The sequence below is a fragment of the Actinotalea alkalitolerans genome, assembly GCF_023369855.1.
Classification (GTDB): domain Bacteria; phylum Actinomycetota; class Actinomycetes; order Actinomycetales; family Cellulomonadaceae; genus Actinotalea.
This window is the reverse complement of the sequence record NZ_JAMBPP010000004.1, coordinates 245,661-269,991: the sequence shown is the minus strand read 5'-3', so window position 1 is coordinate 269,991 and position 24,331 is coordinate 245,661. Positions and strand designations below refer to the sequence as shown.

The window sequence follows — 24,331 nt, the reverse complement described above, 5'->3', positions numbered from 1 at the left end:
CGAGCTCGTGACCGGGACGCGTGTGCCTGGAGTGCCGTTTGCCCTGCAAGAGTCCGAACCGTGGCCCTGGCGCACCACCCCGACCGGGGTGGAGGTCAGCGCCAAGCCCTGCAGCGACCTGTTCGTGGACCCTTCCGGCCAGGGCGGGATCGCTGCGCAGTCCCTCATGAACGCGGTCACCCTGCTGGGAACACCGCCTGCGGGTGACTTCACCCTCACCGCCCGAGTCCAGGTCCAGTTCACCCAGACCTTCGACGCCGGCGTCCTGCTGATCTGGGCTGACGAGCGCCACTGGGCGAAGTTGTGCTTTGAGTACTCCCCCCAAGGGGAGGCGATGGTCGTCTCGGTCGTCACCCGCGAGCTCAGCGACGACGCCAACGGCTTCTTGGTCCCCGCCGATCGCGTGTGGCTGCGCATCGCCCGCATCGATGACGTCTGGGCCTTCCACGCCTCCACCGACGGCAAGGTCTTCTCTTTCATCCGCGCCTTCAACCTCGGCGTGAGCGCGCCGCAGATCGGGTTCGAGGCCCAGAGCCCCAACGGTCAGGAGTGCGACGTGCGCTTCAGCGACGTCGCCTTCACCGCCACGCGCCTGGGCGACCTGCGCGACGGCTCCTGACACAACAGACCAAGACCTCAAGAAGAGGAGAGCCGTGTCCACGCTGGCTGAGCAGCTTGCCCACATCGCCACCGGAGCCGTCTACGACGACCTGACCGCAGAGCTGATCCAGGCCCGTCAGGAGGCGACCCTGGCCACCACCGCCTACAACGCCACCTTCGGCAAACCGCAGGAGGACCGCGAACGCCTGCTGCGCGAAGTGCTGGGCAGCTTCGGCGCGGGCGCACACTTCGAGCCCACCTTTCGGTGCGAGTTCGGCAAGAACATCCACCTCGGGCAACGCTTCTTCGCCAACTTTGACTGCGTGATGCTCGACGGCGCCCCCATCACCATCGGTGATGACGTCCTCATCGGACCCAAAGTCGGCCTCTACACCTCTAACCACGTCCTGGACCTCGCTGAGCGAGTCGCTGGCGCCTGCCAGGCCAACCCCATCACCATCGGCAATGGTGTCTGGATCGCCGGCGGCGTCACCATCCTGCCCGGCGTGAGCATCGGTGACGGGGCGATCATCGGCGGCGGAAGCGTCGTGACACGCGACGTTCCCGCCGCTACCGTCGTCGCGGGCAACCCCGCTCGGCCCTTGCGTCAGATCACCGACGCCGACCGCACCGGCTACACCCCCAACCGCTGATACCCGGGCAGGGCGGCGATGACCAAGTTAGTGCTGGGTCGTCGCCGCCCTCGCCGGTGAGCGATACTTCACGAACTTTCCCAAGGCGCAGTCCGTCAGCAGCCGGTTCGAACGAGGTTGGGTCGTGGATGACGGACCGGTCGAACGTCATCGCGTACGCGGCGGCAGCGCGGGGGCCTGGGTCGACGTCGGAGCGCTGATCGCTGATCGCGTCGAGCCGCTCAACGACCATCGCCACGCGCTGGGAGGGCAGGTTGCTGTCGACCGCCGCCTGTTGTGCGGGCGTGGCCGTGGAGTAAGTCGGCTCTGGCAGCGGTGCGTAGCGCTGCATCAGCGCGTCACGGTCGGTGGCCGGGGCGACGCGATCGAGTCGCAGCGCGAACTCCGTGGCATCTGCCACGGGCTCAGGGTCGAACCACCGAGGGCGCCGCGTGTCAGAGCACGCGCGCAAGCTGCTCCAGCTGTCCGAGGCGGTCCTCGCCGACGGGTGTGAGAACGATGCTGGTCGCGCCGGCGTCGTGCCGCGCGGCGATTTTCGCGCTCACCGCCTCGGGCGTGCCGGCCAGGCTGAGCGCGTCGACCCACGCGAGCGGGAGGGCCGCGGCGAATGCGGCGGGCGAGTCGCACCGACCGCGCAGCTCGGCGAGATCCTCGGCGAGGTCCAGGTTGACCAGGTGCGGGGCCCAGTCGGGCTCGCCGACGTAGGCGAGCCCGGGGCGGACGGCTTCGAGGGCGGCGTCGCCATCGTCGTCCACGTGCGCGACGTCGTAGGTGATGAGTTCGTGCGGTCCGTCGGCCGCGATGTGGCCGAGGGCGGCGCGGATGTAGGTGGGCGGTGCGGGTTCGGCGAGCAGGGTGCCGTCCGCGACCCGGCCCGACAGGGCGAGCGACCGCGGACCGCGCACGCCGAGGACGAGGGGCGGGACGACGTCGGGCAGCTCGAGGAACTCCTCGTGGTCGACCGTCACGTAGCGACCCGGGGGGACGGGGGTGCCGCGCAGCACGGAGCGCACCGCCGTCGTGGTCTCCTCTAGGAGCGTCAGCGGACTCGCGGGCCAGGCGCCGAGGCTGCGCATCCAGTCGGGCATGCCGTGACCGATGCCGGCGATGACGCGGCCGGGGAAGAGCTGGCCGAGCGTCGCGATCTCCATCGCGGCGAACGCGGGGTGGCGCGCGGCGGCCGGCGCGATGCCGATCCCGACCGTGATGCGGTCGGTGACGGCGAGCACGGCCGAGGCCTGCGCGACGCCGCCGCGGAAGCCGAGGTCCTCCACGACCCAGAGCTCGTCGAACCCGAGCTCGTCGGCGCGGCGCGCGAAGGGCAGCACCTCGGCGGCGGGCAGGTCGCGCGGGAGCATCACCCCGACCCGGCGGGTTGCCGGAGTGGTCGAGGCGGGAGCGTCGCTGGTCACGTCACCATCTTGGCCGACTGCGGCCTTCCCGTCACGCGGACCGCGTGGGGCGCGATCCAGATGCAGTCGTCACCGCACCCGCCGCCACATCGTGGCGGCGCGAACAGCCCGCCACCGACCGGTGACAGAACCCCATCCAAGCGCAGCGACCGGGGGTTGAGATCAGCCCGACGGCGGCGCCGAGGCGAGGCGAGAGAGCGCGTCGGCGATCACCCGGTCGCGATCGGCAGCGGCGTGCTGGTACTTCATCGCGGCCGCCGGGGTCGAGTGGCCGAGTCGGGCCATCAGCTCGGCCAAGGTGGCACCCGTTGACGCGGCGAGCACCGCGCCGGTGTGGCGCAGGTCGTGGAAGCGCAGGTCCGGGCGCCCAGCCGCGACACGGGCTGGGTAGTAGTGCCAGTAGAGGCTGTTCGGGCTCATGTTCCGGCCGTCGCTGGCCGGGAAGAGCAACGCGTCCGTCTCCGCGCCGACATGGGCATTCAGATGCGCCCGGACCGCCGACATCAGGTGTGGCGGAACCGCGACGTCGCGGACGCCGGCGGTCGACTTGGGTGTGCCCACGATGACCTCGGTGCTGACCCGCACCACTCCCCTGCGGACCCGCACGATGCCCCGCTTGAGGTCGACGTCCATGCGGCGCAGCTCGGCCAGCTCGCCGAACCTCAGCGCGCACCACGCTCCGAGCAGGACCATCAGGCGCAACCGCTCGGGCATCGCCGCAACCAGGACCTCGAGCTCGGCCAACGAGGCCGGCCGCGTCTTGCCGGCGCGCCTGGTCGTCCCGGCGCCGACGATCCGGCAGGGGTTCGTGGGGACGAGGTCATCAGCGACCGCCGTGGCAAAGATCGTCCGCAGCAGGGCGTAGGAGTGCGCCCGGATCGTCGGCTTGGTCGCGTCAGTGGTGGCGTGCCATAGCCGGACGTCGGACGGCCTGATCGCGTCCAGCGGCCGCTTCCCGAACGCGGGAACGAGGCGCGTCGCCAAGATGCTCTCGTAGTGCGCCCGGGTCCGAGGCTTCAGGTCCCTGCCCGCCACCCATGCCTCGGCATAGGTGCCGAACGTCAGAGCAACCTCGTCGGGCCCGGGTACACCAGGCGGGGTCCACACCCCTCGGGAGATGTCGGTCCGCTGCCCGGCGAGCCAGACGTCGGCGTGCTCCTTCGTCGCGAAGCTCCACGGCGCCTGGTGCCGGAGCCCGTCGGGTCCGGTGTACCGCGCCTGGTAGGCACCGGACGGCAGTCGGCGGATCGCCCCGAACCCTCGCTTGCCACCCATCACTGCTCCTCCGTGCCCGATTCGTGCCCAATACGTGCCCAATCAGGGGTGCATCCGGTGCCTTTCGGTGCCTCTCGGTGCACCGCCTCTGGTCGATAAGACCACAGGTCAGGAGCATATCGTGGCTGGTTGCACCAGTCACGGCCGGAGGTGCCGGTTACTGGTTCGAGTCCAGTCGCGGGAGCACAGTGTCTTCGCAGGTCAGGGCCCCACTCGAGGGCCCTCTCTTGTCTCCGCGGCCAAGTCGACGGAAGCGTGGCTCGACCTGACCGTGGCCCGTCCCACCGACTGCCGCTGCTCCTGGGCGCACGTCAGCGACTGGTACCTGACGGTCGCGGGCCTGATCCCCGACGACGAGGTCCTCGCCGGCTACTCGGCTGTCGCGTCGACAAGGTCGTGCGCCGCCGGGTCCGGCCGGGAGGAGATCCACGCCTGACTCGCGTCGTGCGCGGCGTCACGGGTCGTGGACGCCACCTCGCCGGACACCATCCGGAACTCCCCGTCGACCTTCGCCAGGCCGAAGTAGATCCATCCTGGTTCCTCGCCGGGGTTGAGCGGTGAGTACTCCTTGGACAGGAGGACGACGGTCCTGCCGGTGGACTCCGCGCGCTCGAGCGACTCGATCACCGCCGCCGTGGCGGGGGTGGTGCCCTGGCTCGACGGGCTGGCCTCGACGCCGTCGCGCACCGGGGCCGCGAGGTCCTCGCGGACGACCTCGGGCAACGGCTGGGTGACGTCGAGGACGATGTACTCGCCACTGGTCAGGCGGTACGCGGTCGTGCCCTCGGCCAGCGCCTCAGGCTCGTGGGTCAGGAGCGTCCCGTCTGCCAGGGGCGGGGCGCCGTCCTGGAGCTCGGCCACGCCCGACGTCGGCTCGTCGGCCTGCAGGGACTCCGACGCGGCCGGAGCGCCCGCGGGGGCCGAGGGCTGACTCGCGCACCCGGTCACGATCAACGCCGCCGACGCCGCGACGAGAACACCCATCACGCCCGGGTGATGCCAGCCCTGGTTCATGTCGCTCGACCCTAGACCGAGGACCGACTCCGCGGGGCGGCAACGGGGCCGTCCGAGCGCGGACCGGATGGACGTCCGGCCGACCCGCGTGCCGACAGACGGTGTGCTCCAGGTGGCACCCCGTCCTAGGGTTCCGTCAACGCCAAGCCGCTGAGGACGCGGTTCCGACGACGGCACCCGGCGATGGTGCCTCGAGGATGGACGGCCATGGACGTGACGGAGGTCGCAGACGAGCTGTACGCGGTGCCCCTCCCCGAGTTCATCGCGGCCCGCGATGCGCGCGCGAAGGCGCTGCGGGCCGACGGCGACCGAGAGCTGGCCACCCAGGTTCGGCGGCTCGGCCGGCCGTCGACGGCGGCGTGGGCGGTCAACCAGCTCGTGCGGGCCAGGCGCGACCAGGTCGAGCAGCTGCTCGCGCTCGGCACGGCCCTGCAGGAGGCTCAGGCCGCCCTCTCGAGGGACGACCTCCGCGAGCTCGACCGGCAGCGGCACCGTCTCGTGGCGGCCGTCCGTCGAGAGGCGCAGGCCGTCGCCGCGCAGGCCGGGCAACGGCTGAGCGAGACGGTCGCCCGCGACGTCGAGGCGACTCTGCGGGCCGGCATGGCGGACGCTGCCGCGGCCGACGCCGTGCGTTCCGGTCGCCTGCTGCGATCCTTGTCGAGCACCGGCTTCGAACCTGTCGACGTGACGGGCGCGATCGCGCTGCCCGGCGGCGGCGCCACGCCGTCCAAGGAACCTGAGGCCCGTGCGCCGCGTGCTCCTACGCGGAGCACGACCGGGCGCGAGTCCGGCCCGACCGGCACCGACGACGAGCTCGCCTCGCGACGTCGACGCCGGGAGGCCGAGGCGGAGCAGCGCAGGACCGAGGACGAGGCCCGCCGACGTCGGGAGGAGCAGCGACGGGCAGAGCGACGGGAGGCGGCGCGTGAGGCCCTCGCACACGCCGAGGCGGACCTTGCGGTCGCCCGCCACGATCTCGACGACGCCCAGGCGCGGATCGAGGACCTGACCCGACGCCGGACCCGCCTGACGCAGCGAGCCGCGGACCTGCGCCGTCGCCTCGTGGAGGCCGAGCGGGAGGAGGACGCGGTCGCGGAGCGTCTGGCCGAGGCCGCGAGCGGGAGCGAGGCCGCGAGCGCGGCCCTCGCGATCGCTGAGCGAGCCCGCGCCGCCGCGGCGAAGGACCTCGACCTGCTCTGACCGATCGACCACGACCAGCTCCCGCACCTGCTGGTCGACGAGCGAGGTAGGTCAAAGATTCTTGACATGCTCCGGGGCCGGGACTACGTTCGCGATGTCAAGCATTCTTAACATCGGAGCGATCATGCAGGACGCCGATCTCACCCCCGACGAGGACGACGAGCCCGTCGTGATGACGAGCACCGAGTGGTCCGTCTGGGCCTACCTCGTCACGGTGGTCCTGACGTCCGGCACCTACCTGACCCTCATGGCGGTGCGCCTGGCCGGACAGCCGGTGGACCAGGTCGAGTGGGTCGTGCCGATGCTGTGGACACTGGGCGTCTCGGTGCTCGGGACCGTCGCCCTGACGATCGTCCTCACGATCGCCGGGACGATCACCACGACGATCGTCCGGCACATCGTCGCGTTCTGCCGGGTAGGGCACGGCGACACGACCGTGCGCCTCCCCGACGTCGAGACCGAGCCCGATGCCCGGGACAAGGAGATCAGCCTCCGCGGCGACCAGGCACTGGTCGCCGTGCTCGGTGCCGGCTTCGTCGGAGCACTCGTGCTGGCGATGCTCGACGCCGACACGTTCTGGATCGGCAACCTGCTCTTCGTGGTCGGCACCCTCGGAGCGATCGCCGAGACCACCACGAGGATCCGCCTCTACCGGCGCGGCTTCTGATGACCCCGAAGCCCACCAGGGTCACCAACCGGATCCGCGCACTGCGGGTCGAGGCCGGGGAGATCACCCAGGCCGAGCTCGCCCGACGGATCGGCGTGACCCGCCAGACCGTCATCGCGATCGAGCACGGGCGCTACTCCCCCACGCTCGAGCTCGCCTTCCAGATCTCCCACGTCCTCGGCCGGACGCTCGACGAGGTCTTCCAGTACGACCCCCCGAGCCCGACCACCTGACCCAGCACTCGAACGCCCACCTTCAGAAGCGAACCCTCCGTCCGCTCAGGGCGCCGGCACCACGCCGCCGCCTCCCCCCAGCACGCCCGACCACACCCTTGAGGAGCAGTCATGACCATCCCGACCCGCCCGGCCCGCCTGGCCGGCCTCTCCTACCTGGGGCTCGCCGTCTCCGGCATGCTCGCCTACCTCGTCATCCGCCAGCAGCTCTACGTCCCTGATGACGCGGTGGCGACGACTGCGAACCTCGTCGAGCAGACGACGCTCGCCCGCCTCGGGATCGCGATGGACCTGACGGTCGTGCTGACCCAGGCCCTGGCGGCGGTGTGGTTCTTCATGCTCTTCCGAGGTGTCAGCTCGTTCGCCGCCGGGGCGATCGCCGCGTTCGGACTCGTCAACGCCGTCCTGATCCTGGTCGCGACAGCCTTCACGGCCACGGCTCTGGACGTGGCGCTCAGCGATGGCTCACGGGGCGTCGACGGCCCCGCCGCCACCCAGCTGCTGTACGAGCTGAGCGGAACAACGTGGGACCTGGGTGGCCTGTTCTTCGGCCTGTGGCTGATCCCGATGGGCTGGTGCGCGATGCGGTCCGGCTTCGTGCCGCGAGCGCTCGGACGGGTCCTCGTCGCGGGCGGCATCGGCTACGTCCTGGGCACCTACGTCGCCCATGCACCTGGTCTCTCCGGTGCGTCGTTCGCCCTCACCGTCCCGGCCGCCGTCGGGGAGATGTGGATGGTCGGGTACCTGCTGTGGAAGGGCCTGCGGCGTGCCACCCCCGTGCCGGCGGATCGGGCCGTCCGAGTCCCGACCCACGGATGAGGCCCTCAGGGCACTGCGGCCTCGGTGTCCGGTGCGCAGCCGCACGACTCGCGGTGGCGCACCAATGCCGGGACCCGCAGGGCCTGCGGCGCGCGGGCGGTCCCGGTCATCCGTTGCAGCAGGAGGTCGACGGCCGTCTGCCCGATCGACGTGGTGTCCTGGGCGACCGTCGTCAGCCGTGGGGAGAACACGTCGGCCCACTCGAAGTCGTCGAACCCGACGACGGCGACATCCCCGGGGACGCTCAGGCCGTGGGCACGCAGGGTGCGCATGGTCGCGATGACCATCGTGTTGCTGGCCGCGACGATCGCCGTGGGAGGCGTCGCCTGCGCGAGCAGGGCGGTCACCGCCAGCGCGGTCTGCCGGGCGTCGGACCCTCCGGTGACCAGGAGCTCAGGTGCCCGCCGCAGGCCGGCGGTCTCCAGACCCTGCAGGTAGCCGGCCACCCGCTCCTCGCTCGTGGTCAGCCCGGGCATGCCCGCGACCATCGCGATGCGCCGGTGGCCGAGCTCGGCCAGGTGGACCACGAGCTCGGCCATGGGTGCGGCGTTCTCGGTGCACACCGAGTCGAACCGGTCGTCGGGTGAGCGGTCCACCAGGACCGTCGGCAGACCCGACCTGGCCAGGCGGTCCAGGACCGACGCCGAGCCCGCGGACGGGGCGAGGAGCAGGCCGTCGAGACGACGCTCCCGCAGGGCCCCCACGACACGCTCCTCGGTGCTGGGGTCCTCGTGGGTGTCGGCCAGCACGATGGTGTAGCCCGCAGCGCTCGCGGCCTCCTCGATCGCGTGGACGACCTCACCGAAGTACAGGTTCGTCAGCGCCGACATCGCGACACCGATCTGCTGCGTCTGTGAGCGCACCAGCGCTCGCGCCTGGTGGTTCAGCACGTAGTCGAGGGCTTCGACGGCCTCGAGCACGCGGTCGCGGGTCGGCGCGGCGACGAACCGGGTGCCGTTGAGCACGTGCGAGACGGTCGACGCCGAGACGCCCGCGCGCCGAGCCACGTCAGTGATGGTGGTCACCCCTGCATTGTGCCCGAGAAAGCGATTGCGCAAACGCTTGCGCCACAGACTTCACCCTGCTTGACTCAGCCCTATCCACCCGGTGGTGTGACCCACAGGCACACAGGACGCAAAGGAGCGCTCCGTGAGATCGAAGCAGCTGACGAGCAGTGGACCAGCACGACGTGCAAGGGGCCGGGTGGTCGCCGCAGCGGCCGTCGCGGTACTCGCGCTCGGGTTGAGCGCATGTGGCGGCGACGACCCACCCGCCGACGCCGACGGGACCCAGGCGGCCCCTGGCGACGGCGGAGACATCAGCATCGGCCTCATCACCAAGACCGAGACCAACCCGTTCTTCGTCACCATGCGTGAGGTCGCAGCGGAGTACGCCCAGGAGCAGGGCATCCAGATCACCGCCCTCGCGGGTGAGTTCGACGGCGACAACGAGGGCCAGGTGCAGGCGATGGAGAACCTCATCGCCCAGGGTGTCGACGGCATCATGATCACCCCCAACAACTCCACCGGGGTGCTCGGGGCGATCGAGCAGGCCCGCGCCCAGGGCATCGTGGTCATCGCGCTCGACACCGCGACCGAGCCCGAGGACGCCGTGGACGCCACCTTCGCCACAGACAACTACGAGGCGGGGCGGCTCCAGGGCGCCTACGTCCGGGCCGTGCTGGGTGACGAGGAGCCGCGGCTCATCATGCTCGACGGCACCGCGGGGGGCACGGTCGACACCTTCCGCCACGACGGCTTCCTCGAAGGCTTCGGGCTCGAGGAGGGTGACCCGGCGATCCTCGGCATGGAGAACACCCAGGGTGACCAGAACACGGCCCAGACGGCAATGGAGAACCTCCTCCAGCGCAACCCGGACGTCAACGCGGTCTACACGATCAACGAGCCCGCAGCCCGCGGCGGCTACGCCGCCATCGAGGCGCGCGGACTCACCGACCAGGTGACGATCGGGTCGATCGACGGCGGCTGCCAGGGTGTGCAGGACGTCGCCGACGGCAGGTACGCGGCCACCGTGATGCAGTTCCCCGCCGAGATGGTGCGTCAGGGGATCGATGCCATCATCCAGGCTGCCGAGGGCGGTGAGCCGCCGTCCGGCTTCGTCGACACCGGCAGCGTCGTGATCACCGACGAGCCGGTCGACGGCATCGAGTCGGAGGACACCGCGTGGGGCCTGGAGAACTGCTGGGGCTGACACCGCGAGGGCGAGCATCACGGTGACGCCGGCAGGGATGTCGCCGTGACGCCCAGCGCCGATCGTGGTGGGCGGGTGAGCAGGTCACCCGCCCACCACGGGTCCGCGCCACGCTGCGTACACCCGGCACGAGAGAGGGACGACAGATGACCGACGCCACCGCCGCCGACCCCCCGCCATCGGTACCCGGCCCGACCGAACGCCGCGAGGCACTGGGCCGCGCACTGCGCAACCCGCTGCTGGGGCCACTCGCCGCACTCGTCGCAGCAGTGGCGATCTTCACCCTGACCACCGACACCTTCGCGACAGCGGGCAACGCCTCGCTGATCCTCCAGCAGTCGATCGTCATCGGGACGCTGGCCCTGGGGCAGACCCTCATCATCCTCACCGCGGGCATCGACCTGGCCAACGGCGCGATCGCCGTGCTGGGGACGATCGTCATGGCCAAGTACGTCGTGGGTGGCGGCGATCCGCTGCTCGCCCTGGTGCTCGGTCTGACCATCACCGTCGTGCTCGGCACGGTCAGCGGTCTGCTGGTCACCCGCCTGGGACTCCCCCCGTTCATCGTCACCCTCGGCATGCTCACGGTCGTGTTCGCGCTGGCCCGGCTCTACGCCGAGTCGCGCAGCTACCCGGTGACCGATCCGCTGCTGCGCTTCTGGGGGCAAGGCACCGTCGTGGGAGGCGTACGCATCACCTGGGGCACGCTGCTGCTGATCGTCGTGTTCGCCGTCTTCTGGTTCGCCCTGAGCCGCACCGCCTGGGGCCGGCACGTGTACGCCGTGGGCAACGCCCCCGAGGCCGCCCGGCTGGCGGGCATCAAGGTCTCCCGGACGATCCTGTCGGTCTACATGGCCGCCGGAGCGCTGTACGGCATCGCCGCGTGGCAGGCGCTGGGGCGCATCCCCAACGCCGACCCCAACGCCTACCAGACCGCGAACCTCGACAGCATCACGGCCGTCGTCATCGGGGGCACGAGCCTGTTCGGCGGGCGGGGCAGCGTCATCGGCACCTTGATCGGCACACTGATCGTGGGCGTCCTGCGCTCGGGACTGACCCAGGCAGGCATCGACAACCTCTACCAGGACCTCGCCACAGGTGTCCTGGTGATCGTGGCCGTCTCGCTGGACCAGGTCTCACGAAGGAGGGCCGCTCGATGAGCCGTGACGACGCCGCGACGCACACGGACGACCGTCCCACCCCGGTGCTCGAGGCCCGCAGGCTGACCAAGTCCTTCGGGCACGTGCGCGCCATGGTCGACGCGGACTTCGAGCTGATGCCCGGTGAGGTGCTCGCCGTCATCGGTGACAACGGTGCGGGCAAGTCCACCCTGGTCAAGGCACTGTCCGGTGCGCTGATCCCCGACCAGGGCGAGATCCTGCTCGAGGGGCACCCGGTCCACTTCCGCTCCCCTCTCGAGGCGCGTGGCCAGGGGATCGAGACGGTCTACCAGGACCTCGCGGTCGCACCCGCCCTGGACATCGCCTCCAACCTGTTCCTGGGTCGTGAGATCCGCCGCCCCGGGCTGCTCGGTACGCTGCTGCGCGTGGTCGACGCCCGAGCGATGCGCACCGAGGCCAAGCATCAGCTCGACGCCCTGGGTGTGCGGATCCCGGACGTGCGCCAGCCCGTGGAGAGCCTGTCGGGCGGGCAGCGGCAGAGCGTGGCCGTTGCCAGGGCCGCAGCCTTCGGCACCCGGCTGGTGATCATGGACGAGCCGACGGCCGCGCTGGGTGTGCGCGAGTCGGGCATGGTGCTCGACCTGATCCGGCGGATCAGCGGCCGGGGCCTGCCCGTGGTGCTGATCTCGCACAACATGCCGCAGGTCTTCGACATCGCCGACCGCATCCACATCCATCGCCTCGGCTCACGGGTGGCAGTCGTCAGTCCACGCACCCACACGATGGCCGATGCCGTGGCGATCATGACCGGAGCAGCCACACCCGACGAGGTCGGCGGTCGGAGCCACTTCGACGAGCGCGCCGGTCGCCGGGACCGGCCCGGTGTCCAGGGCGAGCCCACGAGCCGGGCCCTGCCCGGACCGGACGGCGCGACCGACCACGGCCTCCCGGAGCAGGAGTCGCCGCGGTGACCGGTCCTCGCGGGCTGTTCGTCGGCCTGGCGACAGTGGACGTGGTCCAGCGGGTCGACCGGGCTCCGGGACGCGACGAGAAGGTGGTCTCCACGCGCGCGGACGTCGCGGCCGGTGGACCCGCGACCAACGCGGCCGTGACCTTCGCGGCGCTGGGCGGCAGGGCGACCCTGCTCAGCGTGATCGGTGGAGGCCCGCTCGCTGCCGTGATCCACGGCGACCTCGACGAGTGCGGGGTCGAGCTCGTCGACGCCGACGCCACCGGCCGCAGCCGACCGCCGCTGTCCGCCGTCACCGTGGTCGACTCCACGGGTGAGCGCTCCGTGGTGTCACGCAACGCCTCCGGGGTGAAGGTCGATGTCCCGGCGGTGCTGCCGGACCTGGTGCAGCGGGCCGACGTCGTGCTCGTCGACGGGCACCACCCGCGCCTCGCCCTGGCCGCTGCCCGGGTGGCTCACGACGCGGGAGTGCCGGTGGTCCTGGATGCCGGCAGCTGGAAGCCGGTGCTGTCCGACCTGCTCCCGCTGGCCACGATGGTGATCTGCTCAGCGGTCTTCAGGCTCCCCGACGGGTCCACGCCGGGCGCCGAGCAGCTCACCCATGGCCCCGTGCTCGTCGCCGCGTCAGCGGGTGCCGAGCCGGTGCGCTGGTGGACCCGTGGTGCCGCCGGCACCGTCCCTGTCCCCACGGTCCGTGCCCGCGACAGCCTTGGCGCGGGCGACGTGCTGCACGGGGCCTACGCGTTCGCCGTCGCCGACGGGGTCGAGCCCGTCGAGGCCCTGCACCACGCCGTGGCCGTGGCCTCGCTCAAGGTCAGCCACATCGGGCCACGATCCTGGACGAAGGACCCACGGCTCCGGACCGTCACAGCAGGAGGGTCACGATGACCGGGAAGGACCAGGCAGTACCACTCGACCCCGCGCTGCTGGCGCGGGCGCGGCGGCTCGCCGCGGACGGCGGGCGCCGGATCCTGGGTATCACCGGGCCCCCGGGGGCCGGGAAGTCGACGATCGCCGAAGCCCTCGCTCTCGAGCTCGCCGACGTCGCTCGCCTGGTGAGCATGGACGGCTTCCACCTGGCCGAGGCCGAGCTGACACGTCTGGGGCGCCGGGACCGCAAGGGCGCGCCGGACACGTTCGACGCCCTGGGGTACGTCGCTCTGCTGCGTCGACTGCGGGCAGCGGACGAACCTGTCGTCTACGCGCCGCACTTCGACCGCTCGATCGAGGAGGCGATCGCCGGCTCCATCCCCGTGCCGCAGGACGTCCCCCTGGTGATCACGGAGGGGAACTACCTCCTGGTGCCTGACGGCCCGTGGGCGGCCGTGCGGTCCCTGCTCGACGAGTGCTGGTACGTCGCTCCGGACGAGGACGTCCGGATGGAGCGGCTCGTGGCCCGGCACGAGCGCTTCGGGCGGTCGCCCGAGGATGCTCGCGAGCGCTCTCTGGGCTCCGACCAGCGCAACGCCGAGGTCATCGCCCGGACGAGGGAGCTCGCGGACCTGATCGTCTGCTGATCCCCACGACCGGGAGCCGTGGCACCGACGAGGCCCTGCAGCCCCGTGCCGCTCAGCGCCGTCGGCGGTCCTGGCGTCCAGCGACCGCCACGAAGATCTTCTTGAGCAGTGCGCCCTTGAGCAGGGCGGAGATGAGTCCCACGGTGTCCTCCGGGTGTGCAGGGTCCAGGCAGACTACGTCCGGGGCGCCAGGACCGCGCGCCGACCAGTGGTCGGGCGTGCTCGCTCGCACATGGCATGCTGGACGAGGTCCCGCTCCATACTCAGTGGTGCGGGACTAGCCCCGGCCGGTGTTCGCTGCACCGACCGGGGCGCTCTGGTCTCCGGGCCTGGCTCGCGGTGCCGCTCAGGCACTCCCGAGCATCGTCTCGACCTCGGCGATCAGGCCGGCGGCCGCGTCCTGCGGGGTCATCGAGCCGAAGTACACCTGCGAGCTGTACCGCACCAGGACGCTCTCGAACTCCGACGACCCTGCCGGGGCGAGCTCGGCGACACCGTCGAGCTCGTCGCCGATGTCATCGAGGTACTCGGCAATCGCCCGGTCCTGGTCTCCCAGCAGGGGGGCGATGGCACGACGCACCTCGACGTTGCCGGGTGTCCCCCGCTCAGCGAGCAGGACCTCACCGGCAGCGGTCGAGTTGACCAGGAAGTCCACCAGGAGCCCGGCCTCCTCGGGGTGGGCGGTGCTCGCCGAGACCGACCAGAACTGCGATGGTCGGTACCAGATGCCGCGCTGGCCGTCCGGGGAGAGCGGCGGTCGGAGCAGCGTCAGGTCCTGGCCGCTGGCCGTCGAGAGCGCGCTGAGCTGGTTGGACCACCAGAAGCCGAGCGCCGCGGTGTTGGTCGCGGTGCCGCTCTGGTCCTGGGTCGCGGAGGCCTGCTCGACCTGCTCCGACGGGGAGGGCAGACCACCGGCCTCGATGAGCTCCAGGGCAAGCTCCCAGTACTCGACCAGCGTGTCCTCGCTCACGCCGAACCCACCATCGGGTGTCCACAAGGACTCTCCGTGCTGACGGGACCACTGATCGATCGTGCCCTGAGTCAGCCCGTAGTCCTGCAGGCCGTGCACGGTCGGCCCGGTGGCAGCGCTGAGGGCGATCGAGAGGTCTGCGAGGTCCTGCCAGGTCCACGTCGTGTCGTCGGGCATCTCGAGCCCGGCCTCCTCGATCAGGGTGCGGTTGGCGATGACCGCCCAGCTGTTGACGGCGTTGACGACCCCGTACAGGGAACCGCCGACCTCACCGCTCGCCAGGGCGTCCTCGTCGATCTGCGAGGAGGTGAAGGACTCCAGCCCGTACAGGTCCGTCAGGGCGCCGCGCTCGGCATAGGTCGCGAGGTACTGGCCGTCCATCTGGAGCACGTCGGGCATGTCCCCCGCGGCGGTCGCCGTCGCGAGCCGGTCCCAGTACCCGTCCCAGTCCGAGAAGTCAGGGGTCACCGAGATGTGCGGGTACTCGGCCTCGAAGAGATCGAGCACCTCCTGCGTCACCTGGTGGCGGGCGTCCGAGCCCCACCAGGCCAGTCGGAGCTCGACCGAGGCAGGGCTCCCGTCGGTGCCGGCATCATCGGTGGCGGGGGCCGAGTCAGCCGTGCAGGCGACGAGGGCGAGGCTCAGCGCCGCTGCTGCGGCGCCCGTGGCGATCCGGCGGTCCAGGGGAGGCATGGGCATCCTTTCTCCGCCGCGTCGTTGCGGCGCTGTCCGGCGCAGGCAGGCTCTCTCGAGGCACTACTGATCGCCCTGCGACAGCCACTCTCCGCCTCCACCTCCCGACGTCCTCCTTCACGGCGACGATGCCGGACGCCGACCCTCTCCGCGGTGCTCGAGTCAGCATGACGTCGACGCCGCAGCCCTCCCTCACAAGGACATCCCGTGCCCGTACCTGTTCCCGTTCCTGACCGTTCGAGCCGCGTCATCCGCGCCACACCGCTCGCCGCTCTCGCCCTGGCGGCCGCACTCGCGACGGTTCCCTCGGCCGCCCACGCAGCGCTCGGGACCCCAGTACCGCTCGGCGCCGCCTCGACCTTCGTCGTCCTCGCGGGCGCCGGCGTGACCAACACGGGTGTGACGACGCTCGGAGGTGACATCGGGAGCTTCGCGACGACCAGCATCACCGGTCTGGGGACGATCACCCTCGTGGACGGGGTGAACCACGGCGGTGACGCGGTGACCCAGCAGGCCAAGACCGACCTCGTGACCGCCTACGGCTCTGCCTCCTCGCAGCAGCCCGACCTGCTGGGCGGTGTCGAGCTCGGCGGCGTCACGCTCGAGCCCGGCGTCTATGACACGGGCGGCGTCATCGAGCTCAACGGTGAGCTGACGCTCGACGGCAACGGCGACCCGGAGGCCGTCTTCATCTTCCGCTCCCTGTCCACCCTCCTCGCGGGCGCAGCCAGCTCGATCACCTTCGTCGACGGGGCGACCGCCTGCAACGTCTACTGGCGCGTCCCGACCTCGGCGACCATCGAGGCCGGCAGCCGGTTCGCCGGGACGATCCTCGCGGAAGCGACCATCTCCTTCGGTGCGGGCGCTACCCTCGAGGGGCGCGCGCTCGCACAGACCGGCCAGGTGACCCTGATCAACAACGTCATCACCCTCCCGGGATGCGCGGCAGTCGTTCCCCCATCACCTGAGCCCGCGCCCGCGCCCGGCGACACACCCCCCACCGGCACCGCGGTCCCGCCTGGCACGCCGGACGGTGCGACCAGCACGGCGCCCGGCCCCCAGGTCACGGCCACCCCTCGGGGCGGGGTCGCGACCGGCGACGGATCGAGCACCACACCCGCCCGGGTCGAGACGTCCGCTCTTGTCGCCGTCACGATGTCGGGCCTCGGCCTCGTCGCATGGATCGCCGCCCGCACACGTCGACCATGCCACCTCGACACGTGAGACCCATGCACCTGAGCTCGCCGGACACGCGCCCGCCACGACAGGGCCGTCGTGCGGCACGCAGGCGGCACCGCACCATCGGCTGCCTGACGGCCACCCTTCTGCTGGTGGTCGGCGCATGCAGCGCAGGGCAGGGCGGTCCGACGTCCGAGGTACCGCCGGCTCGGCAACCTGGCGACGACACCGTCACGAAGGTCACCGAGGCACCCACGGCGCCCGCCGAGCCTGTGGCACCACCCGAGCCGGCCGTCATGGCCGCGTCGGTGCCGGTGCGGGTCGAGATCCCGGCGATCGAGGTCGACTCCGAGCTGATGGACCTCGGGCTGGAGGAGGACGGCAGCCTGGAGGTGCCACCCGGAGCGTTCCCGGCCGGCTGGTACACCGGTGCCCCCACCCCGGGCGAGCTCGGCCCCGCGATCATCGCCGGTCACATCGACTGGGTGACCGGGCCCGGGGTCTTCCACCGACTCGGTGCGCTCGCTGTCGACGACACGGTCCGGGTGCACCGGACCGACGGCACCGTCGCGACGTTCCGGGTGACCGAGGTCAGCCAGCACGCGAAGGACGAGTTCCCGACCGCCAAGGTCTACGGGGACATCGACCATGCCGGTCTCCGGCTGATCTCGTGCGGCGGTGACTTCGACACGAGCACCCGGCACTACGTGGACAACATCGTCGTGTACGCCGAGATGGTGACCTGACCGCACCCTCGACCGATGAAGCTCTACCATCCCTGGATGGAGACGCCAGCGTCGATCACCGGCGGCACGGCCGGGATCACCGTGCTGCGCTACGCGGCGTTCACCCGCGACGGGGTCGGCGGCAACCCCGCAGGGGTCGTCCTGGACGCCTCCGCGCTCGACCGCGCGGAACGGCTCGCTCTCGCCGCCGAGGTCGGGTACTCGGAGACCGCGTTCGTCGGGTCGACGGCGACGGACGGCACGGTCCCGCTCCGGTTCTTCAGCCCGCGTGCCGAGGTGGTGTTCTGCGGGCACGCGACCGTGGCCACCGCTGTCGCCCTGGCCGATCGGGACGGCCCCGGCACCCTGACCTTCACCACCCTCGCCGGGCCGATCGTCGTCGAGACGGCGACCGCCGCGACGGGCGAGCTGCTCGCGACCCTCACCAGCGCGCCCACACGGTCGCAGCCCGCGTCCCCCGGGCAGGTGGCGTCCACGCTCCGCGCCCTGCGGTGGGAGGCCGCGGACCTCGACCCGGTCTACCCCGTGCACGTCGCGAACGCCGGCAACGACCACCTGGTGCTCAGCGTTCGCGACCGCGCACGCCTGGCGGCCCTCGACTACGACTACCCGGCGCTCGACGCGCTCATGGCCACCGAAGGGTGGACCACCGTGCACCTCGTGCACGCCGAGACCGCCGTGCTCTTCCACGCTCGCGACCCGTTCCCGCCCGGAGGTGTGGTCGAGGACCCGGCCACCGGTGCTGCGGCCGCAGCCTTCGGCGGGTACCTGAGGACGCTCGGCGCACTCGCGCTCCCCGCCCGCGTGACGGTGGTCCAAGGTGAGGACATGGGCTCCCCGAGCCGGCTGCTGGTCGATGTCGCCGCGGACGACGTCCGGGTGCGCGTCACCGGGACGGCCGCGCGGATCACTGTCTCCTGAACGAACGGGTCAGTCGGCCTCGCGCAGCGATCGACGTCGCCCCTCGAGCGCCACCAGCTCGGCGAATGCTGCGCCGTAGGCGTCAGCCTCACGCACCGGGTCCATCCGCTGAAGGTGGCCCCGCGCATCAGCGATCTCGCGCGTGAGCCCGAGGTCCACCAGCTTGCGCACGATCCCCCGGACGTAGTCCTCGACCGCGTCGGGACGGTCCTCCGGGAGAGGGGTCACGGCGAGCTCGGTCACCAGGGGTGCGACCGTCCCGGCCGCCTCCTCGCGCACGCGCTCGACCCACGCACCGCCGTCGGCCGCATCGGCACCGGTCGAGGACCCGACGCCACCGGCCGCGCGGATGGCCTCGTGCACCGCCCGGAAGGCAGGAACGCTGAAGGCGTCGCCAGCGAGCGCGTCGAAGGCCGACGCCTCGACGTAACGCGGGTGCTGGAGCACGGCCTCCAGGGCGTTGCGCTCGAGCTTGGCGACGGGGTCCGTGCGGTCGGGAGCGATAGGCCGGCCGGGCGCGCCGCCGTCGACTCCACCGGAGGTCGCCGGGCGCTCACCCGGGCCCGGCATCGTCGGGTCGCTGCGGCGGGCACCCGAGACCTGCTCACGTCCACCGCCGCCGGCCCTGCCTGCCGCGGCGACCTGCCGCCGGACACCCTCGAAGTCCATGCCCAGCCATCCGGCGAGCAGCCGTGCGTACTCAGGCCGCAGGGCCTCGTCCCGGATGCTCCCCACCACGGGCGCGGCCGAGCGCAACGCCGCGACACGCCCCTCGGCGGTCTCGAGGTCGTGCGCGCCGATGGTCGAGCGGATGACGAACTCGAACAGCGGCTGGCGACCGGCGACCAGCGCCCGCACCGCCTCGGGCCCGCGGGCCTGTCGCAGCTCGCACGGGTCCATCCCGCTCTCCTCGATGGCCACGAAGGTCTGGGCGTAGAAGCGCTGGTCCTCGGAGAAGGCACGCAGCGCGGCCTTGCGTCCGGCGGCGTCACCGTCGAAGGTGAAGATGATCTCACCGCCGGTCGAGGCGCCCGAGGCGAGCTGGACACCACCACCGACCGAGGTGTCGCCCACCAGACGCCGCACGACCCGCGCGTGGTCGGGACCGAAGGCCGTGCCGCAGGTCGCGACCGCAGTGGGAACCCCGGACAGGTGCGCGGCCATCACGTCGGTGTAGCCCTCGACCACCACGACCTGCTTGTGCCGTGCGATCTCCCGCTTGGCGAGGTCGATGCCGTAGAGCACCTGCGCCTTCTTGTACAGCGCTGTCTCCGGGGAGTTGAGGTACTTGGGCCCCTGGTCCTCCTCGAGCAGCTTCCGCGCACCGAACCCGACGACGTCGCCGGTCACATCCCGGATCGGCCAGACCAGCCGGCCACGGAACCTGTCGTACTGCCCTCGGTTCCCCTGGCTCATCAGGCCCGTCGCGGTGAGCTCGGCCTCGGTGTAGCCCCGTCCCCGCAGGTGACGCAGCAGGTGGTCCCAGCCCTGGGGTGCGAAGCCGACCCCGAACTGCTCAGCGGCCGACCGGTCGAAGCCACGCTCGGCGAGGAAGGTGCGCCCCACGGCCGCTCCAGGGGTCAGCAGCTGCTCGGCGTAGTACGCGGCCGCCGCCCGGTGAGCCTCGAGCAGCCGCTGACGACGTCCCGGCTCGTCCCCAGGACGGACCGCGCCGCCCTCCTCGTACCGCAGCTGGACGCCGACCCGGCCGGCCAGGTACTCGACGGCCTCGGTGAAGCCCAGGCCGTCGATCTTCTGCAGGAAGGAGATGACGTCGCCGCCCTCGCCGCAACCGAAGCAGTGCCACAACCCCACCTGGGGCCGCACGTGGAACGAGGGTGAGCGCTCGTCGTGGAAGGGGCACAGACCCTTCATCGAGCCGACCCCGGCAGGCTTGAGGGTGACGTGCTCCCCGACGATCTCCTCGATCGGCGCACGCTCGCGGACGACGCCCACGTCCTCGCGTCGGATCCGTCCTGCCACGGCGTGAGTCTAGGCGCTGCCGGCTGCGCCCGAGGCCGACGTCGCTGCCGTGGTGGACGGTCAGCGACGCGGCGGGTGGACCAGCCGGGCGTGCCACTCGGCGGCGCTGACGTCGGTCAGCGAGGCCACCTGGTCGACCACGACCCGGAGCCGCGCGCCGTCGTCGGCGGCGTCGGCCCAGTCGGCGGCGAACGGGATCTCGAGCGACACCGGCGCCCGCTCGGCGAGCACCTGGACGAGGTCCTGCAGGATCTCGCGCTGCCGCTGGTAGAGCGGCTCGTGCTCGCGCGGCCCCATCACGTAGGTCACGGCCAGCCCCTTGAGCACGAGGATCTCCGCGAGCGTCTGCGGGGGGACCACGAGCTGGGCCGCGTAGCGGGTCAGCGTGCCGTCGCCGTAGCGCTCACGGGTCGCGGCGATCGCCTCGCCGCAGAAACGCCCGATGAGCTGGCTGGTCATGTCCTTGAGCGCGGCGAGCGCGCGGCGCGAGCCGTCGTAGCCGCGCACCCACGAGGTCAGCGCGGACAGCCGCTCCATCGCTGCGCCGAGCTCGGCGTCGTCGACCGCCCGGCCGTACCAGGCGTGCACCTCCGCCACGACGCGTGCCCGCACCTCGGCGTCGTCGAGCACGTCGAGCTCGAGCCGGCCACCCACGACCGCGTCCTCCACGTCGTGGACCGAGTAGGAGACGTCGTCGGCCAGGTCCATCACCTGGGCCTCGAGACAGCGGACGCGCCGCGGGGCACCACGTCGCAGCCAGCTGAAGACCTCGGCGTCGTCGTCGTACACGCCGAACTTGAGCGTGCGCAGGCCGTCGGTGCGCTCGGGGGCGTCGGGCGCGGTCCAGGGGTACTTGACCGAGGCGTCCAGACTCGCCCGGGTGAGGTTGAGACCCACCGCCCGACCGGTGACCGGGTCGGTGACCTTGGGCTCCAGCCGGGTGAGCAGCCGCAGCGTCTGCGCGTTGCCCTCGAACCCACCGATCGCTGCTGCGGCGTCGGCCAGCGCCCGTTCACCGTTGTGCCCGAAGGGCGGGTGCCCGAGGTCGTGGGCGAGGCAGGCTGCGTCCACCACGTCGGGATCACACCCCAGGGCCTTGCCGAGCTCGCGGCCGACCTGCGCCACCTCCAGGGTGTGGGTCAGTCGGGTACGCACGAAGTCGTCCGTCGAGGGCCCGAGCACCTGCGTCTTGGCGCCCAGGCGCCGGAGCGCGGACGAGTGCAGGATGCGCGCCCGGTCACGCTCGAAGGGGGTCCGCTGCTTGCTCTTGGGGGCCTCGTCGAGCCAACGGTCGCGGTCGGCTGAGGTGTACCCCGCGTCGACGGGCTCGATCAGGTTCGGCGCGCCGGTGGGCCCGGCGCCAGGCCGCGCTGGTGATGGCACGGGGCCAACCCTAGTCACCAGGTGCGACGTGCCCCGACCGGACCCCGCCGGCGCCTCACAGCCGCCACACGCCGACGCCCGGACCCTCGCCCGGCACCCGCAGGGTCTCCCCCACGTGCAGGTCGGTCTGCCCGTAGAGGGTCTGCGGCGCCCGGCCCGACCCGAGAAGGTGCGCGGGGAGGTCGACGCCCTCCCACGCAGCCCGGGCCACCACGACCAGCACCCGCTCGTCGGCCGTCTCACGCAGGAACCCCAGGGCGTCGTCGGCCACGACGGCCCAGCGCAGACCACCGGCGCGCAGGGCGGCCGAGGACCGGCGAAGGGCGATCAGCGCGCGGTAGACCTCGAAGGTCGCACCGTCCCAGCGCCCGGGCTCGTCCCACGGCATCGTGACCCGCCCGTGCTCACCGTTCGTCCCTGTCGCACCGACCTCGTCGCCGGCGAAGATCACCGGCGTCCCGGGGTAGGTCATCAGCAGACCCACGGCGACCTCGACCAGCGCCGGGTCCTCGACCAGCGTCCGCAGCCGTGGGGTGTCGTGCGAGCCGAGCATGTTCCACTGGCGGGACGCGGTGCGCCAGGGGTGCACCGCGTCGAAGTCCCGCATCGTCTCCACCACCGTCGCACCGGGGCGACGGGCGTAGGACGTCGGCAGGCCGAGGGCTGTTCGCGGGTTGTCCGGCGAGGCCAGCCAGGCCCACACGGGGCGGGTGAAGGCCGAGTAGTTCATCGTGACGTGCCAGCCGTCCCCGGGCAGGTCACCGCTCGAGTCGTGGAAGTGCTCACTGACCAGCAGCGCGTCCGGCGCGACCTCGGTCATGGTGGACCGGATGGTCCGCGCCACGTCGTGGGTCAGGTCGGTGGCGCCCCACCGGCCGGTCATGTTCGCCACGTCGATCCGCCACCCGTCCAGCGCGTAGGGCGGTCGCAGCCAGCGTCCGATCACCGAGTCCGGTCCCTGGACCAGGCGGGCCGCGAGCTCCGGCGCGCGGTGATCCAGCTTGGGCAGCGAGTCGTGGCCGAGCCAGCCCACGTAGCCCGGGGGCTCGTCGGTCCAGAGGTAGAACGTCGCCTCCTGACTGCTGCGGTCGGCCTGCGCCCGCTGGAACCACTCGTGGCCCGCACCGGTGTGGTTGGTGGTCAGGTCGCCCATCAGTCGCAGGCCACGGGCATGCACCGCCCGGGACAACGAGGCGAGGGCCTCGTCACCGCCCAGCACGGGGTCGACGTGGTCGAAGGAGGTGGCGTCGTAGCGGTGGTTGGAGCGTGAGGGGAAGAACGGCGTGAGGTACAGCACGTCCACGCCCAGCCGCTCGAGGTGGTCGAGGTGCTCCTCGATCCCCGCGAGGTCACCGCCGTAGAGCTGGCGCGGCGTGCTCGGCCCCGCACCGACCGGTTCGTCGGACCACTCTGCCGGCTCGGCCCAGTCGGGGACCTCACGAACGGCCCCCGAGCGCGCGAAGCGGTCGGGGAACACCTGGTACACCACGGCGTCCGCGCTCCACGCGGGGGCCGGTTCGTGCACCATGAGCCGGAAGTCGGCGGCGTCGGTGACGTCCCGGGCGTGCACGCCCCGGCCGTTGAGCCAGCGGTACCCCGAGGGCTCGTCGAGCAGGAAGCGGTAGCCGGTCACCGGGTTGTGCACCACGACGTCCGCGACGTACCAGCGCTCGTGCGGGGTGACCCGCTCGAGCCGTGCCGTGGACATCACCGGCTCACCGTCGTGCACCGTGCGCAGGTGCACCCCGGTCTCGGTGCACGACGACGGCACACGGAGCCGCACCGGGACCACGTCGCCCAGGGCCGGGGTCCCGAACGGGACGTACAGGGCGCTGCCGTCGTGGTGGGGCTCGTCGAGCAGGTGCCGCACGGTCATCCCTTGACGGAGCCCGCCGTGAGCCCACCCACGATGTACTTCTGCAGGAAGAGGAAGAGCAGGATCACCGGGACCGCCGAGATCACGGCGCCCGCGGCGAACAGGCCCCAGTTGGCCTCGAGCAGCGCGGAGACCCAGCCGTACAGCCCCACAGCGAGGGTCCAGTTGCTCTCGGTCTGGAGGATGATCCGGGCGATGATGAACTCCCCGAAGGAGCTGATGAAGGAGAGCAGCCCGACCACCGCCAGGATCGGGGTGACTAGCCGCAGGATGATCGTCCAGTAGATCTGCGCGTGCGAGGCGCCGTCGAGCTTGGCTGCCTCGTCGAGCTCGCGGGGCACGGTGTTGAAGAACCCGTACATCAGGAATGTGTTCACCCCCAGCGCGCCGCCGAGGTAGACGCAGATCAGCGCGAGCTTGCTGTTGAGCCCCAGGACCGGCACCACGTTGCCCAGTCCCAGCAGCAGGAGGAAGATCGCCACGAAGGCGAGCATCTGCGGGAACATCTGGATCACCAGCAGCGCGGTCAGCCCCCCGCGGCGGCCGGTGAACCGGAACCGGGAGAACGCGTAGGCCGCGGCCGCCCCCATCAGGACGGTGCCGATCCCGGTCGCCGTCGCGATGATCAGGGTGTTGCCCATCCAGTGCCAGAAGTACGTCTCGTTGAGCGCCGCGAAGTTGCTGGTGCCGACCTCGCTGAAGAGACGGTTGGAGCCGGTCAGCGTCCCGCGCGAGCTGACCGAGGCCGAGAGCACGTAGATCAGCGGGAAACCCGCGTAGGCGACGGCGATCACACCGACGATGTGCCGCCAGCCGAGCTCGGAGAACCACCGTCGGGTGCTCATCCGGTTCCGGAGGACGACTGGCTGGTCTGTGGTGGCGGCCATG

General features: G+C 71.7%; 22 protein-coding genes and 3 pseudogenes. 15 read left to right on the top strand and 10 right to left on the bottom strand.

The genetic code is table 11. From position 1 onward, the window contains the following. Positions 1-7 precede the first annotated feature (7 nt). From M1R94_RS06450 to M1R94_RS20890, 3 genes and pseudogenes are all read left to right on the top strand, one after another. Complete coding sequence (locus M1R94_RS06450) at positions 8-619, top strand: DUF1349 domain-containing protein (RefSeq protein ID WP_249380842.1); 612 nt, start codon at positions 8-10, stop codon at positions 617-619. Positions 620-653: 34 nt separating this feature from the next. After that, positions 654-824: pseudogene (locus M1R94_RS20895) on the top strand (maltose acetyltransferase domain-containing protein); the annotation flags it as partial. Between the two features lie 234 nt (positions 825-1,058). Then, a pseudogene (locus tag M1R94_RS20890) lies at positions 1,059-1,193 on the top strand (sugar O-acetyltransferase); the annotation flags it as partial. Between the two features lie 19 nt (positions 1,194-1,212). Here the strand turns inward: M1R94_RS20890 and M1R94_RS06440 are convergent. From M1R94_RS06440 to M1R94_RS06425, 4 genes are all read right to left on the bottom strand, one after another. Next, a complete protein-coding gene (locus M1R94_RS06440; protein ID WP_249380840.1) occupies positions 1,213-1,653 on the bottom strand; it encodes a hypothetical protein in 441 nt (146 codons plus the stop codon). Between the two features lie 34 nt (positions 1,654-1,687). Continuing rightward, positions 1,688-2,665, bottom strand: a complete 978-nt coding sequence (locus M1R94_RS06435) for an LLM class flavin-dependent oxidoreductase (RefSeq protein WP_308199879.1) — start codon at positions 2,663-2,665, stop codon at positions 1,688-1,690. A gap of 162 nt (positions 2,666-2,827) precedes the next feature. Then, a complete protein-coding gene (locus M1R94_RS06430) occupies positions 2,828-3,940 on the bottom strand; it encodes a tyrosine-type recombinase/integrase (protein ID WP_249380839.1) in 1,113 nt (370 codons plus the stop codon). A gap of 369 nt (positions 3,941-4,309) precedes the next feature. After that, positions 4,310-4,954 (bottom strand): hypothetical protein, encoded by a 645-nt coding sequence (locus M1R94_RS06425; protein WP_249380838.1) that lies wholly within the window; start codon positions 4,952-4,954, stop codon positions 4,310-4,312. 207 nt (positions 4,955-5,161) lie between these two features. On the opposite strand from M1R94_RS06425, the gene M1R94_RS06420 reads away from it, so the two are divergent. The 4 genes from M1R94_RS06420 to M1R94_RS06405 all read left to right on the top strand — a co-directional run bounded on the left by M1R94_RS06420 (position 5,162) and on the right by M1R94_RS06405 (position 7,873). Next, a complete protein-coding gene (locus M1R94_RS06420; protein WP_249380837.1) occupies positions 5,162-6,154 on the top strand; it encodes a hypothetical protein in 993 nt (330 codons plus the stop codon). Between the two features lie 94 nt (positions 6,155-6,248). Then, positions 6,249-6,821, top strand: coding sequence for a hypothetical protein (locus tag M1R94_RS06415; protein WP_249380836.1), 573 nt, complete (start codon positions 6,249-6,251; stop codon positions 6,819-6,821). Further along, entirely contained in the window at positions 6,821-7,054 is a 234-nt protein-coding gene (locus M1R94_RS06410) for a helix-turn-helix transcriptional regulator (protein WP_249380835.1), read from the top strand. The genes M1R94_RS06415 and M1R94_RS06410 overlap by 1 nt, the downstream gene beginning before the upstream one ends. 111 nt (positions 7,055-7,165) lie before the next feature. Beyond that, on the top strand, positions 7,166-7,873 hold the full coding sequence (locus tag M1R94_RS06405; protein WP_249380834.1) for a DUF4386 domain-containing protein: 708 nt from the start codon (positions 7,166-7,168) through the stop codon (positions 7,871-7,873). 5 nt (positions 7,874-7,878) lie between these two features. Here the strand turns inward: M1R94_RS06405 and M1R94_RS06400 are convergent, their stop codons facing one another. Further along, complete coding sequence (locus tag M1R94_RS06400; RefSeq protein ID WP_249380833.1) at positions 7,879-8,898, bottom strand: LacI family DNA-binding transcriptional regulator; 1,020 nt, start codon at positions 8,896-8,898, stop codon at positions 7,879-7,881. Between the two features lie 124 nt (positions 8,899-9,022). Here M1R94_RS06400 and M1R94_RS06395 point away from each other — a divergent pair, with 124 nt between their 5' ends. The 5 genes and pseudogenes from M1R94_RS06395 (at position 9,023) to M1R94_RS06375 (ending at position 13,692) form a co-directional block, all read left to right on the top strand. After that, a complete protein-coding gene (locus tag M1R94_RS06395; RefSeq protein ID WP_249380832.1) occupies positions 9,023-10,084 on the top strand; it encodes a substrate-binding domain-containing protein in 1,062 nt (353 codons plus the stop codon). A 146-nt stretch (positions 10,085-10,230) separates the two neighbouring features. Further along, positions 10,231-11,244, top strand: a complete 1,014-nt coding sequence (locus tag M1R94_RS06390; RefSeq protein ID WP_249380831.1) for an ABC transporter permease — start codon at positions 10,231-10,233, stop codon at positions 11,242-11,244. Next, positions 11,241-12,026: pseudogene (locus M1R94_RS06385) on the top strand (ATP-binding cassette domain-containing protein); the annotation flags it as partial. The gene M1R94_RS06390 and the pseudogene M1R94_RS06385, both read left to right, overlap by 4 nt. 146 nt (positions 12,027-12,172) lie before the next feature. Then, entirely contained in the window at positions 12,173-13,063 is an 891-nt protein-coding gene (locus M1R94_RS06380) for a PfkB family carbohydrate kinase (protein WP_249380830.1), read from the top strand. Continuing rightward, complete coding sequence (locus tag M1R94_RS06375) at positions 13,060-13,692, top strand: nucleoside/nucleotide kinase family protein (protein WP_249380829.1); 633 nt, start codon at positions 13,060-13,062, stop codon at positions 13,690-13,692. The genes M1R94_RS06380 and M1R94_RS06375 overlap by 4 nt, the downstream gene beginning before the upstream one ends. A 346-nt stretch (positions 13,693-14,038) precedes the next feature. Here M1R94_RS06375 and M1R94_RS06370 read toward each other — a convergent pair whose 3' ends face one another. Next, complete coding sequence (locus tag M1R94_RS06370; RefSeq protein ID WP_249380828.1) at positions 14,039-15,355, bottom strand: ABC transporter substrate-binding protein; 1,317 nt, start codon at positions 15,353-15,355, stop codon at positions 14,039-14,041. A 207-nt stretch (positions 15,356-15,562) separates the two neighbouring features. On the opposite strand from M1R94_RS06370, the gene M1R94_RS06365 reads away from it, so the two are divergent. From M1R94_RS06365 to M1R94_RS06355, 3 genes are all read left to right on the top strand, one after another. Beyond that, the gene (locus tag M1R94_RS06365; protein ID WP_249380827.1) at positions 15,563-16,579 is read left to right on the top strand and encodes an ice-binding family protein; all 1,017 of its coding nucleotides are present in this window, start codon (positions 15,563-15,565) and stop codon (positions 16,577-16,579) included. A 251-nt stretch (positions 16,580-16,830) separates the two neighbouring features. Further along, the gene (locus M1R94_RS06360) at positions 16,831-17,280 is read left to right on the top strand and encodes a class F sortase (protein WP_249380826.1); all 450 of its coding nucleotides are present in this window, start codon (positions 16,831-16,833) and stop codon (positions 17,278-17,280) included. Between the two features lie 36 nt (positions 17,281-17,316). Continuing rightward, positions 17,317-18,201: a PhzF family phenazine biosynthesis protein gene (locus M1R94_RS06355; protein WP_249380825.1), complete on the top strand. Its 885-nt coding sequence runs from the start codon at positions 17,317-17,319 to the stop codon at positions 18,199-18,201. A gap of 9 nt (positions 18,202-18,210) precedes the next feature. On the opposite strand, the gene dnaG is transcribed toward M1R94_RS06355, so the two are convergent. The 4 genes from dnaG to M1R94_RS06335 form a co-directional block, all read right to left on the bottom strand. Beyond that, a complete protein-coding gene (dnaG, locus tag M1R94_RS06350) occupies positions 18,211-20,184 on the bottom strand; it encodes a DNA primase (RefSeq protein WP_249380824.1) in 1,974 nt (657 codons plus the stop codon). Positions 20,185-20,244: 60 nt separating this feature from the next. Next, complete coding sequence (locus tag M1R94_RS06345) at positions 20,245-21,519, bottom strand: deoxyguanosinetriphosphate triphosphohydrolase (protein WP_249380943.1); 1,275 nt, start codon at positions 21,517-21,519, stop codon at positions 20,245-20,247. 103 nt (positions 21,520-21,622) lie between these two features. Continuing rightward, on the bottom strand, positions 21,623-23,443 hold the full coding sequence (locus M1R94_RS06340) for a glycoside hydrolase family 13 protein (RefSeq protein ID WP_249380823.1): 1,821 nt from the start codon (positions 23,441-23,443) through the stop codon (positions 21,623-21,625). After that, positions 23,440-24,330 carry a sugar ABC transporter permease gene (locus tag M1R94_RS06335; RefSeq protein WP_249380822.1) on the bottom strand — a complete coding sequence of 297 codons (891 nt, stop codon included), beginning with the start codon at positions 24,328-24,330 and terminating at the stop codon, positions 23,440-23,442. Before M1R94_RS06335 ends, M1R94_RS06340 begins: the two co-directional genes overlap by 4 nt. Between the last annotated feature and the right edge of the window lies 1 nt (position 24,331).